Source organism: Stenotrophomonas sp. S4 (assembly GCF_054187805.2).
In genome coordinates, this window is record NZ_CM196188.1 from 2,585,146 (window position 1) to 2,599,211 (window position 14,066).

Sequence of the window (14,066 nt, forward strand, 5' to 3'; positions counted from 1 at the left end):
ATGCGCGGATTCACCCTGATCGAGGTGCTGATCGCACTGGCGATCGTTTCGATTGCGCTGGCTGCGGTCATGCGCTCGGTGGCGGTGGCCACCGACGATCAGTCGCGCCTGCGCGACCGTCGCCTGGCGCTGTTGTGCGCGCAGGACCGCTGGCAGGAACTGCGCCTGGCCGGGCAGCCGCCGCGGGATGCGCGACTGCGCTGCGTGCAGGGGCGCAGCACGTTCCTGGTGCTGCAACATCTCGGCACCGGCAGCGACAGCCAGCTGCAACTGGAACTGAGCGTGGTGGCCGAAGATGCACCGCGGCAGTCGCTGGCCCGGATGCAGCTGCCGTGGACCGCCACGCAATGAAGCGGGTCGCGCGCGGCTTCACCCTTATCGAGGTGATGATCGCGATCACCATCATGGGCGTGCTTGCACTGATCTGCTGGCGTGCGCTGGACAGCGTGGCCAGCAGCGACCAGCGCCTGCGCCGGGCCGATGCCGAGACCACGACGGCGCTGCGCGTACTGCAGCAGTTCCAGCGCGATATCGAAATGCGTGCCGACGACGCGCTGATGAACGGCGCGGTGCGCCCGGCAGATCGTCCGCAGCGACTGCTGCCCCCTTCGCTGGTGAGCGAACGGCATCCGGATGGCAGCTTTGCGCTGGAAATCACCCGCAGCGTAGACAGTGATGGGCTGCGCTGGCAGCGGGTGCGCTGGTGGCGGCAGGGCAACACGCTGTGGCGGGCCAGTGGCGCGGCCACGGACCGCTATCCCCTGCCCGCACCGGAGCCGTCGAAGGGCATTGCGGTGGCCAGGGATGTGCAGCGGTTCGAAGTGCGCGCCTGGCAGCCCGGAGCCGGTTGGGCGACGCTGCCGAGCGAGGGCGAGGTGCTGCCGGCCACCGGGCTGGAGCTGCGGTTTGGCCTGCGCGATGGGCGTGGGCCGCTGAGCTACCGGCGGGTGCTGGAGCTTTAGGGCGCTTTCCTGCAGCGCATCCACGCATGGCGTGGATCTACTGCCGAGCGGCTTCTACTGCCAGGCCTGCTCTGGTGGGTGCCGACCGTTGGTCGGCATTGAGGCTGGCCCAGCCATCCACGCATGGCGTGGATCTACTGCCGAGCTGCTTCTACTGCGGAGCCTGCTCTGGTGGGTGCCGACCGTTGGTCGGCACTGAGGCTGGCCCAGCCATCCACGCATGGCGTGGATCTACCGCAGGGCCTGCTCCAGGCATGGCGTGGATCCCCTGCCCTCCTGCCGCCGGGCGCACTCCTGCGCCCGGCGGCGCCGTGTTGGTGATCCTCACCGCTGATGGCCGCTCCCTGCCCTCCGTGCCGTCCTGGCTGGGGCCGCCACCGTTCCCTGGCGGCTGGCCCGATGCTGTCGGTTCCTGCAGTTCAGCTGCATCCACGCATGGCGTGGATCTACTACCGGCCACGTTCGGCAGCATTGTGTGCCGACCAAGGTCGGCACCTACCGGGATCGTGCGATGCCTACCGGCGCTGCGTGCCGTCGTCGCGGCTGGCCTGCGGGAACTGGAAAGCACTGTTGGCGTCGTAACCGCTGTTGGCGGTGGTGCCACGCGCCGGTGGGTTGATGCTGCTGGTGCCGCTGCCGAAGCCCAGGATCTGCACACTGATCACCGACGGCTGGTTGCGCCGTGCCTCGTCCTGGCTCTTGCGCATCACATCCTGTGCCGCCTGGCTGGCGCTGTTGGCTGCCGCACTGGCCGAGGCCAGCGCATTGACATTCACCGATGCCAGCACCGGCAGGCCCTTGCTCTCGCCCTGTACCTGGATGTTGGCCGCGTTGAGCACCTGCAGCGCGGCCAGGTTGATGTTGCCGGAGACGCGGATACCGGCCTCGCCCGCGTCGATGGTGCCCAGCGGCGCGATCAGGTCGACGTCGCCCGGCGGTACTTCGGGAATTGGATTCAGCGTCGCAAAGCCGGCGCCGGTGGCCGGTGCCTGCGGCGACAGCAGCACATTGCCCCAGTTGTCGTAGATCCGTCGCGGCGGCGTATACAGCAGCGTGGTGCGAGAACCGCGACCGGCATTGATGTCGCCCTGCTCCGTCCAGGCCAGGATGTCACCACCGAAGGCCGTCATGACACGCGACAGGCCCAACAGCACGCTGTCCTGGCTGAACAGTCGGATGTCGCCCTGGCCCTGCGTGATGAGGCCAGAGCTGGCCGGCGGCACTTCACCGGCAACGCCCAGCACGATCTGCCCTCCCGGCGCCATCAGCTCGATGTTGCCACCCGCCTCGGTGCGCACGCCGGAGCCACCGTACATCACGATATCGCCGGTGCGCTGGATCGTCGCTCCCGTTGCATCCTTGTCCGGCATCAGCGTGGCAATGACCTCGCGTCCACGCAGATAGGAACCAACGCGCGGCCCGGTCCGATCGTTGTACTCGCGGCCACCCTCGCGCAGTTCTGCATAGTAGACCTGGCGCAGGAAGATGCGCTGCTGTTCCTGCGGCAAGCGGTCGAACGCAGCCAGGGCCTCGGCGCCATCGACGGCCAGGCCGAAGCGCTGCTGCAGCCACTGCTTCAGCTCCTTGTCGTAGATCTTCACCGCCTTGCCGGGCTGCGATGCCAGCGACTGCGCCGGATCGGCGAGGTTGGCCGGATCCAGGTAGCGGGCGCGCACGGCGTCGAACGCGATGGACTGGTTGCCGGCGGTCACTGCAATGCTGGCACCCGGCCGGGTGTCGCCCTGGATCAGGCCGCCACGGCTCACGATGCTGCCACTGTCTTCCTGGCGGAGCTGGCGGCCTGCGCTGACATCGACATTCCCTGGGCCGAACACGGTCACGTTGGTGTGCACGATGTCGCGACCCGCCTGTACAACCGTCATGTCCGTGCTGCCATTGTTCAGCGCCATCACTGCACTGCCGAGGATGTCCGTACCCGCGCGCAGCTGGACCGGCGCGGCCACGTCGTACCAGGTGGCAACCGTGCGCATCATCTCCGGGCTGGTGCCCAACGCCCATTCGCCGCCGGTACGCAGGCCGATGATGTCGCCACTGCCGGCGTAGAAGCGGTTCGGCTGCGTCCCACCGGATCGCGGCGTACTCAGCATCGGCCGGTTCGGACCAAAGGCGAACAGCGGGCTGGCGTCCGCGCTTCCTGCCTGGTACGGCACCACCGTGCCATCCTGCGACAGATTGGTCAGCCGCAGCGTACCGCCGGCGGTGAAGGCGCTGAACGCCGGATCAAACGGCGATGGCAGACGGGTGTCAGCACCGGAACTGCTGATCGCCGGCGCATCGCTGGTGGCCAGGATCGAGCGGCCGGCAAGCATCTGCAGGTTGCCGTTGGCACCCGGTGCCGTCAGCAGCACGCTCGACGCATCGGCGCGCGACAACTTGATGTCGCCGCTCGCAGCCACTACCTGCAGTCGCGAAGGATAGATCCAATAGGTGGCGCCGCTGACGGTCCGTTCCGCATTGCCATCGCCTATGGGTTCAATGGTCCGCTGCGCGATCGGCACCACATCGCCGCCGGCAGAGAACAGGTTGATGGCCGTCGACGGTGTCCAGAGCGAGAATCCGCCAACACCCAGCAGTCGCGTGCCGTCATCTGCGGTCACCACGTTCCCATTGAACAACCTCACCCGGCCGGCGTCGGCGGCGCCCGAGAGCACCACGTCGCCGCGTGCCCTCAGATCCGCGACCGAATCTCCCAGCACCAGCACCGGCCCACCCATGGCTGCACTGGTGGTCGAACGATAGGGGTCCATCGTGCGCAGGCCGTTGGCGATGGCCTGGTAGTCGTTCGGCCCCACGGCGCTGCCGCCGATCCGGGCTGCCTCGACGCTGAGATGGCCACGCAGATTCACCAGCGTGCCGTTGAGCTCGAGATTCTGCTGGTTCTGGGCCTGCGAGTAGGAAGTGGCAGCCAGCAGCGGATTCAGTGCACCGGCACTGCGCAGGCGCAGATCGCCGCCACCGGTCTGCACCAGGCGGCCATCGTCGACACGACCGGTCGAAGCTACTGCCGCATTGATCGCCGTCGAATAGCGTCCACCGCCGAGCACTCCCTGTGCATCACCCTTGGCCGCCGTGACGCCCGCGTTGCGTCCCGCTTCGATATCCACATTGCCACCACCCAGCGTGCCGATTCCGGTGAATCCAACCATGCGTGGCGTCGACGTCGCCGTCGTTCCCGTGATCGCATAGGTACCGAAGTTGACCCACCAGCTGCTCGCCACCGGTTCCACGCCGGCCACATTGCCGGTGCCCTGCCGCCACAACCACCCACCGACGGCACTGCTGGCGCTGTCCGCCTTGTCACGATCGGTACCTGCGGACGACTGGGTCGCCCAGGTTGCCCCGGTCACGTCGCGGCCGGCAATCACGCTCAGATTGCCACCGTGGTCGGGATACCACGCGCGGTAGGCGGCCAGCGCCGCATCATAGTCACCGGTGGCCTGCTGCAGGCCCAGCAGCGCGCTGCGCCCGTTCAGGGGACTGCGCTCGGACTGGAAGCGCTCGTCATGTCCGTTGCCCAACGATGCAGGCGTGCCTGCCGTGTACACACCGAAGACCGAACGCATCTGCACATCCCGCGCCGCCAGCAGCTGCAGATCGCCGGTGCCGGTACGCAACACACTCCACATCGGCGTGCCATGCCGTGGCGGGCCCATCGTAGTGACTTCGCGCGTCTCGCCCGGCATCAGACAGTAGCCATCGCTGAGCTGCCCGCAGATGGCTTCCTCGGTCATGCCGATCATCTCGCCGAACTCCCTGACGCTGGTTCCCGCGAGGGACGGATCGCCCGCCAGTTCCTCCGCGCCCAGTTCGGTGAAGATGTACGGCGAGGTGATGCAGCTTGCAGCCACGCTGCACAGTGCATCCTCGTCACGCCCCAGGTGCGCGGCCAGGTCCTTGATCGTCCGGCCCACCCAGGAGCCGTCAACCCCCAGGCGTTGCGCGCCGTCCGCGGTCAACAGCCGGTCGCGGATGAACTTCATCTGCTTGCTGGCATCGCGGATCGCACCATAGTGCGTGTCGGACAGGGTCAGGTCACCGCTTGCACCGAAGCGGCGCGCACGCGGGTCTGCGGCGTCCGTGTCGGCGCCGGCGACGAGCGACACGTCCCAGGAGCTGGTGCCTTCGGGCAGCATCTGCGCCAACGCCCAGTTGCGCCCCTGGCGTCCATCGCTGCCGGTCGGCCGCAGTTTGATCGGCGTGCCCCCTGGCAGTTTGACCGTGGCCATCGAGGGAATGAGTGCGCCGCGCGCCAACGGCGTGCGCGCGGCCAGGCGCAGCTCGATCGGCAACGGCACGCCGGCCGGCCAGGTGTGCGCGGCAACGTTGGCTTCCCCGCGAAGCTGGAAGCCCGCAGACAGCTTTGCTCCGGCCGGCACCGACAGCGCTTGCGCCAGCACGGTGCCTGCCGGATGCACCTGGCCATCAACGAGCGTGACCGCCGCCGGCAGCACAGTACCTGCGGGCAACACCAGGGGCCCGGTCAGCGTCATGTCGACCGGCAACGTCGTGCCCGCCGGCAACTTCACTGCCTGCACCTGGATGGCGTAGTTCAGCACCGCGCTGGCCGGGAACCGGGTGCCGATGTCCAGCACGACGCCATCGCCGGGAACCACCAGGTCAGCACCGAACGGGGTGACACCCAGGCCGAACACCGCGCCCTCGACCAGTTGCCAGCCCGCATCATCCGGGCTGGTCGGCGGCGGCGCAAAGCCGTCGTTGATGCTGCCGTAGACATTCAGGTCGCCCGCCGCACGCAGGCGCAGCGCACCAGCTTCACCGAATCCGCGGCGTGCTGGATCCAGGCGGTTGGATTGCGGCCCATAGCGGTAGCCGGACAGGTCAAGATCACCACTGACGGTCAGGTCGCCCTCGGGATTGGCGGCCGACGCCACGCCAATGACGTCCACGCCCGGACGCAGGCGCACGCTACCCAGGGCAGCCAGGCGCGCCGACAGATCAGTGTTGGCCAGCGCCGCGTTCATCCAGGCCGTACTGGCCGGATCCACCACGGTATCCAGCCAGGTCTGCGTGACCATCTGTGAGCGATGCCCGTTAACATCCGGCGTGGTCGCCAGCGGTGCATCCTCGTAACGACGTACCGCGGTGACGAACACGTCGCGTGCGCCCGCCACCTGCAACCCTGCATCGCTGCGGATCGCTGCATCCGATCCGCCACTGCGCGGCACGTTCAGCGCGAGCGTACCGCGCGCCCGTCCATCGTTCTGTCCCGGCACCGTGCCCACCGCGACGCCGGTGCCGCTGCGCAGGTCGATCCTGGCAGCAGGGCCGAGTGCCAGCGTCCCCGTGCGGCTTTCCAGCTCGACAATGGCACGGTTGGGGCTGTCGATGATGCCGCCGTAGCTGTCCACACGCAGCGCGGTGCCATGCGCATCCAGCGTGCCATCCACCTGCAGGCCGTCACGCGCCGCCAGGCGGATGCTGCCCACCTGCTCACCACTGGCGTCGATTCGCCCGCCAACCCGCAGTGCGCCACCATCGACACTGATATCGACCTTGCGTGCCTTCACCTCGTCGCCGATCAGAAGGTCGCCCTGCTTGAGCTGGAAGCTGCGTGCGCCGGTCACGCCGTCGCGGGTCAGGCGTTGGTTCAGACCGCTGAAATCCTGCAGTTGCTGCGCACGGACCACCAGTTCGCCGCTGTCGTAGGGCACCACGCTGCCGCCCATGTCCTGGCGGCCCGAGGCCTGGCCAAGTATCCGGCCAGCCAGGTCGACGCGCCCGTCGCCGGCACCGAGTGCGGTCACGGTCAGGCGGCCGGCACGATTGTTGCGGGCAGACAGATCGATGCGCGATGCCACGTCGGTCTGCACGCTGCCGTCGCCTGCGGTCAGCACCGCATCGCCGCCCCAACTGTAGTTGTCGACGTCAAACAGGCTGACCTTGCGCCCTGAAAGGTCCAGGTCGGCGCTGCTGCCCAGGCGCAATGAATGGTCGGCGCTGGCCGACAACCGGCCGGAAGCAAGCGCGAACCGCGTATCCAGCACGATGTTGCCGGCGCGCAGGTCGAGCTCGGCGCCCAGTGCGTCGGCGCTGCCACCGGCAGCGGTGCTGTGCGCGGCCAGTGTGCCTCCGGTCTTCATCGACAGCTTGGCACCGGCCTCACCGGTGACCAGCGGCGCCTGGATGTCCAGGTTGCCACCGCTGAAGGCCCAGCCCTTGCCCGCCTCGTAGTCGCCTTGGCGCTGGTAGACCGCCAGATCGCCGCTACCGGCAAACACCAGCTGGCGCGAGGCCTGCAGGCTCACTCCGGCAAAGCCCAGCACCTGGCGCCCGGCCAGGGCTTCCGACGAAGGACGCGAGCGCGGCGACGGCGCCAATCGCAGCGTATCGGTGATGATCTCCAGTTGCCCGCTGCCCAACCGGTTGGCGATCGCGGGCCCGACCGGCTGTGCCTTCGCATCACCCAGCACCGACGAAGCGCCCTGCTGCCCGGACCAGGTCAGTTCCGCAGCAAAGATGCGCGCGCGATCATTGCTGTCGCCATAACCGTGGATTGCCGGTGCGCCCAGCACCAGGCTGCGCAGGTTCGGCTTGCCCGTGGCCGCATCCCGTGTATCCAGATCCACACTGCCGAATACGTTGATCGCCTCGGCCGCATTCAGGCGCAGGGTCTCCAGCGCAGGCGCGCCGACGGCTGTATTGCCACGCAGCAGATCACGCAGGACCTGCTGGTTGAGCATCAGGCCCGGTGGCAGCGCCGATGCCCCTGCCGCGCGGGCGATGGCCTCGGCCGTACCCAGGTTGATGTTGCCCATGCCCAGCGCCAGCTCGCGTGTGCCGTACACGGCGCCCTCGCGCAGCTGCAGCTGCCCACTCGATGCAACATTGATGCTTCCCTCCGACACCAGCCGGGCCTGGCCGGCGCAGGTGACCCCCGGATCACAGGCGCCAATGTCGATGTCGACGCGGGTTCCGGTCGTTCCAGTCGCCGGTGCCAGTACTTCGGGGTGGTCATTGGAGACGGCCAACAGCCCGCCACCCACCTGGTAGACATAGCCCAGGCTTGAAGGCAGGCCGGCGGCGCCAAGGCCGATCGTATCGATTCCCGCCCCGGCCTCGATCACGATGCCGCGCCCACCGTCAACCGCACCAATCAGGACTTCCGGCGCGCGCAGTACGGCGCCGCTGCGCACCACCACGTCCTGGCCAACGCCCATGACATCAATGGTGGACGGCGCAACCGAACGTACCCGCGCGTTGATGACCAGTCGCGAAGGCTGCAGCGCATTGAGCGCGTCGGCTTCGATGGTCGCACCCTGCCGGTCTGCAGCAGCTTTGCCGCCCGCTGCGATGATCTCCAGCGCGCCGACCTGGCTGATGCGTGCAACCTCCACGCTGCCCCCCATGCCGCCACTGCCGGCGGCGGGCTGGAAGCGTGCCTCACCCTCGAAGCGCAGCGCAGAGGTTCCCTGACGGCCGGCACCTGCGCCGAGCTCAAGCCGCAGCATGCCCGCATCGACCGTCTGCCACCCGCGCGGCAGGCCCAGTCGCTGCGCGCTGGCGGCCACGAAGGCGTTGTAACTGGTTTCGTTGTATCCGGAGTGCCGTCGCACGGCCGCAGCCGGGGTCAGCAACAGGTCCGTCAGCAACGGTGACACCGCACCGCCCAGTGCATTGGTGCGATGGCCGGCGACCCGCCATGAGCCGGTCCCGGTGGCCAGCGCGGTTGTGGTGCCGGTCGCGCCACTGGCGCCCAGCTCGACCCGGAACGCGCCTGGCTGCAACGCAAAGCTGGCGGGCAGCAGCGTATAGGTACCCGCTGCCAGACCTGGTACACCCGTGGGCACCACGACCTGCTGGCCCACCGCCGGATCGGCCGAGCCATCGGACAGGCCCAGCGGGGCAGCGCTGCCTGCAAAGCCCGGCAGGATGGCGTAGACCTCATTGCCCGACTGGCTGAAGCCATAGCGCGGATTCGCATCGGCCAATGCATTCCGCAGGATGTCCACCGAACCGCCACGGCCACTGACAAAGGCCGCACCGGTCAGCTCCCCTCCTCCGGACATGTCCAGCACCGCACCCGGTGCCACCGCGGTCTCGCTGCTGACCAGGCGGATGCCGACCGGCAACGCGCCACCGCCTACATTCCTCGGCGCAACGGTTGCACCCTCCAGGCGCCATTGGATGCCATCCACCGTGCCACCGTAGGGCAGGCTCAGGCCGGCGCCGCTGGTCGAGGTCACGCTCCCCGGCAGCAACGAGACACGGGAGGCCAGGACGCTGTTGCTGTCGGTGCCACCCAGCACAATGCTGCCCATCGGTGCGCGCACCACGCCCGCCTGCTCGACGGTCGCTGCAGTGAGCATCAGGCTGCCCAGCGCCGACGGAGGCGTGATCGGTGCAGCGCCCCCCAGGCCATTGATGCGCAGCACGCCGGCCGCATCCTTCCAGCGCGGATCGGACGAGACGGCGACCGGATCCAAGCCGGCGCCGAGGCGACCGGACGCACCGGCCACCGGATAGATCTGTGCCGCGGTGACCTCCATGCGCCGCGCTGCAAGCAGCTCGGCATCGATCGCACCCGCACGGGGGTTGCCCTTCAGGAGCCGCACATCACCGCTGCTGTGCAGGGCCACGTCGTCAAACCCATCCAGCCGCACGGTGTCGCGCACATCGATCAGCTGCGCGTCGGCCTGCAGTCGGTGCTGCCGTGCCGATGCCAGTGGCACGTCGGCGCTGCCCACGGTGGTTTCGCCGGGTATCACGGCCCAACTCGGGCTGGACAGCTTCAGATAGGGCGCCTGCAGGGTGATGGTTCGGGCCGCTGCCGCACCCGGCATGATGCCGACGGAGCCTGCCAGGCGCAGGCTCTGGCCCATCCGCAGGTCGATGTCGCCTTCGCTGCGCACCGCAGTGAACAGCGACAGGTTGTCGAACCCACCGTCGCGGATCTGCTCCACCGACAACCTCGCATCGCCGTATGCGGGCGTCGCCGGGATGGGCTTCTCCTCCCGTTTCTGGCTGAGGGCGAGGAATCTGGGTGCCCGCACCAGAGCGCTTGCGTTGGGTGCGTAGACACCGCCGCCGAAGGCGATGCCCAGGGTGCCGCCGCGCGCACCTGCACCACCGGCCGCGGCTTGCAGGTTGCCCTGCAGGTAAAGCGCATTGGCCGAGCGCAGCACGATCTCGCCACCATCGCTGTCCACCTGCTGCGTGCCTTGGCCGTCGATATGCAACGCCGTTGAACTGCCGTCGGCACGCAACCGCGCGCCCCGCTCAACCACGATGAACGCATCCACCGGACGATCGCTGACGTCGCCGGCACCTTCCCAGTCCAGGGCACCCCCAATCTCGATGCTGCCGCCCTTGCGCACCAGCCCGCGCAGCCGCTGTGCTGAATCCTTCACGCTGAAGGCATCGCTACTGACATCCAGTTCCGCCCCCTCCGCGATGCGATAGGTGCGGCTGTTGGGCTGTCCGTCGAACAGATCGATGGCCGTGCGCACGTCATCCAGCCGGATCCGGCCGCCGGCCGCGTGCAGGCGCCCCTCCACGGCGATGTTGCCTGCACCCCGCAGTTCAATGGACTGTGCCGGATCAACCTGCACGCTTGCACCCTTGCCGATGCGCAGATCACCGCCACGGTTACCGAACTGCGAGCGCAGCAGGAGACCCGCACCGGAACGCTGGCTGATGCGGCCACTCACCGGATCGGCACTGTAAAGCGGGGCCAACCATGCCTGCACCGCGCCCTCGCGGGTAACGGCCTTCAGCGCGTCGCTGGCCAGGCGCAGGCCCGGCATGACCACCTCGATCTGCGCACCATCGGCCACTTCCAGACCCTGCTGTGCATTGATGTCGTACTGGCTGAAACCGCTGCCGAACAGCGCGCTGCGCAGCGTCAGCACGCCGGGCGCCTGGTCGTCACCACCAATGCGGATGTGCCCGCCATCCGTCAGCGACAGGCTGCCACTGCCTTGGCCCAGCGCGCTGATGCGTGCGTCCTCGGCCAACGTCAGCCGGCCAACTTCCCCTCCAGCGTTGTCCAGAGTGTTGGCCTGCAGGCTGACGCTGCCGCCCTTGCCGATGCGCGCCTTTCCAGCACTGTCGACACGGCCGCCGGCGTCAACACTCAGTTCGCTGCCACGCCCGACCACCACGTCATGGCTGTTCTCCAGCTGCAGGCGACCGCCATCGCTCCACGCCTGGCCCTGCGCCGCGCTGGGGTCCAGCAGCAGATTGCTCCAACGGCCGGCAAGGTCGATGCGTGCACCGTCGACGATCTCCACCCGTCCACGCCCAGCCTGAAGCAGCGGAGTGACAGGGTTGCCAGCCACGGCCAGCAGATTGCCGGCCCGCAGCTGACCACCGGCAATGCCGATATCACCGCCCAGGCGAACGTCGCTGGCGGTCAGCACCAGCTGCCCGCCATCCTGCAGGCGCAGCTTCCCATCGATGGCGATGCTGCCGGCGGTGGCCAGGTCCAGGCGCCACCATTGCTGTTCGCTCAGGCGGCCCGCGTCCAGCCACAGGGTGTTGCGCTGCTGAACCGGGATCGGTGCCTGCAGTGTCCAGTCAGCGACGGGCACCGCACCTTGAACGACGCGCACCTGGGTATCAAAGACCGCAGTGCGCCCCGCGTTGTCATAGCGCCCCAGCCACAGCTGTGCATTGCGTGCCACTGCCGTCTGTGCCTGCGCGTAGCCATCCTTGCCCTGGTCCGGTGCCTTGGCCTGTTGTGCGCCCTGGAACGCCTGGGTGTTGATGTCACCCTGCAGCACCACAGTCGGCGCGGAGACCACCAGCCGGCCGGCATCACGCCCGACGGTATAGCCGTTGTCGACCCGTTCGCCCGGCGCCACCAGCGGATTGCGGAAGGCCTCATTGACGCCCCAGCGCTGGTGATCGACCTCGAATCCCTTGTACAGGCCGGCGTACTGCATCTCCGCCGGCGCGTCGTCCAGGCGGTACAGCTGCCCATCGGTGCCGCGCAGCCAGCTCTGCTTGATCACGCCGGACTGCACATCCAGGCTGCCACCGGCCAGGTTGATCTTCGACCCACCATGGGTCACCACTTCGCTGCCGCCCAGCTGCACGGTGCCGCCCTGGGCCGCCCATTCGCCGATCGAGTGGCCCTGGTTGTCCAGGTAGCCGCCCACTTCCAGCAGGCCGCCACCGGCGTACCAGCGGTCAGCAGCATAGCCGCCGGTACCGGCCGCGACGTGCTGCAGTTCGCGACGATCGATCCAGACCTCGCTGCTGATCAGCGCGCCATTGTCGCGGTTGTCCGGCGAATCGCGCAGTTCGTTGCCCTGCACCTTCACCTGCACATTGTTGCTTTCCATCGCCACGCGCACACCCACCGCGCCGGAGACATCGACCTGCGCCGCGTTGCCCACGTAGCTGCGACGCGCCGCGTCGCTGACCACCTGGCCACCGGTCGCCAGGGTCAACGAGCCATCCTTGAAATTGATGTCGCCACCGGAGACGATCTCCACGCGCGACTGGTCACGACGGTCCTGCAGCCGCGACAGGTTGTCGAACGTGCCAGCACTGCTTGCCGCGCGCAGCACATCCTGCTCCGCCGAGGACTTGATCAACGCGTCACGCTGGCTGTCCAGCACCACGCTCTTGCCATCGTCCTCGATCAGCACTGCGGTGGTCGCGCCCGAGTTCAGCGTCACCTGGCCCTGGCGGTCACTGATCGCGTTGAGCAGATGGATGGTGCCGCGCTGGCCCAGCGTGGTGGTGGCGACGGCAACGCCGGCCTGCTCGACCCTGCGCCCGGCCAGGGTGATGTCGCCCTCGCGCGCCTGGATCAGGCCGCTGTTGCGCACGTCGCCAGCGCTGCTGCCCTGCACGAAGCGTGGTGCGATCTCATTGCCGGCCGTGGTCGACGCGGTGTTCTGCGCGGTGCCGACACCGCGACGGATCACGAAACTGTCGCCCGCCGCCAACTGTGCCTGGCCCTTGCGCATCTCGATCTGCCCGGCATTCTCCACGCTGCTGCCGGCCAGCAGCACATAGCCGCCGCCGCGGGTGGCGCTTGATGGCTCGTGGGTGGCGATGCGTGCGCCCTGCTCCACCATCACCTTGCCGAAGGCTTCGGTCAGCGCGGCGGTGGTGCCGTCGGCACTGAACAGGCCGTTGTCGCGGAACTGCCCATCGCTGATGCGTGCGGCAGCGGCGACAAGGTTACGGACGTTGACCTGGCTGTTGTTGCCGAACACCACACCATTACGGTTGGCCACGAACACCGTGCCATTGGCCTTCAGCTGGCCGAGGATCTGGCTGGGCCGGGCATTGGGGTCGTTGACCCTGTTCAACACCGCCCAATCCGGATTCTGCTGGAAGCTCAGCGTGGTGTTGCCACCGATGTTGAAGGTTTCCCAGTTCAGGATTGCCTTGTCCGCCGTCTGCTCCACGCTCACCTGGACCCGGCCATCGCTGCCCTGGGACTGGATCGCCTCGCGCGCATTCAACCAGCCGCGGGTCAGCGGGTTCTCATCGACTTTCAGGCCGTCCTTGCCCAGCCCGTCGGCCACGATGAAGCCGGCCTCCCGACGCGCCTGCCGGGCCTGTTCCTGCAGCCGCTGCTGCAGCGCGATGGCTTGCGCGGCGGTTCCGAGGTTGTCGATGGACTGTTGCAGCTTCTGGCGTGCGGCGTCCTGCTGCTGCGCTGGCAACTGGAACTGGATCGGCACCCCGTTGGGCATGCGCCCGCTCTGCGCCGCCGCGCCCTGGGCCGCACCGCGATCAGCGAACCAGCCCGGGCTGAACGCCTGCTGGGCCTGGCTGGCGGGGGCGATCACCGTACCCAGCGCGACCGCGACGGCCCACGCCATCGGGTGACTGCGGCGCAGCATGGACGGACGGGAAACGGTCGTGAGCGCGTGCGACATCTGAACCTCGTCAACCTGATTGGGCGGCCGCAGCCGCATCACTGTCTGATGGATGGGGCGATCGGTGCCCTGCCCCTGTTAGACGAGGCTGGAGGCGTGAAGCCGACATCAAGAAAGCGCTCGCCACAATGGAAGAAGGCGCCGGCAATCGCGCCGGCGCCTGTTCATCAGGTACTCGGCTGTTCAAGCCCGTCGGCACGCCCGCCACGGCGAACCGGGT

Annotated in this window: 3 protein-coding genes; 2 read left to right on the plus strand and 1 reads right to left on the minus strand. The window is 68.3% G+C overall.

Annotated features, from left to right (window positions below; translation table 11 throughout):
- Both gspI and ACUZUJ_RS12135 read left to right on the plus strand, forming a co-directional pair.
- Positions 1-351: a type II secretion system minor pseudopilin GspI gene (gspI, locus tag ACUZUJ_RS12130; protein WP_233490770.1), complete on the plus strand. Its 351-nt coding sequence runs from the start codon at positions 1-3 to the stop codon at positions 349-351.
- The gene (locus tag ACUZUJ_RS12135; protein ID WP_049444741.1) at positions 348-962 is read left to right on the plus strand and encodes a prepilin-type N-terminal cleavage/methylation domain-containing protein; all 615 of its coding nucleotides are present in this window, start codon (positions 348-350) and stop codon (positions 960-962) included. The genes gspI and ACUZUJ_RS12135 overlap by 4 nt, the downstream gene beginning before the upstream one ends.
- Before the next feature lie 515 nt (positions 963-1,477).
- On the opposite strand, the gene ACUZUJ_RS12140 is transcribed toward ACUZUJ_RS12135, so the two are convergent.
- Positions 1,478-13,846: a filamentous hemagglutinin family protein gene (locus ACUZUJ_RS12140; protein WP_458220062.1), complete on the minus strand. Its 12,369-nt coding sequence runs from the start codon at positions 13,844-13,846 to the stop codon at positions 1,478-1,480.
- Between the last annotated feature and the right edge of the window lie 220 nt (positions 13,847-14,066).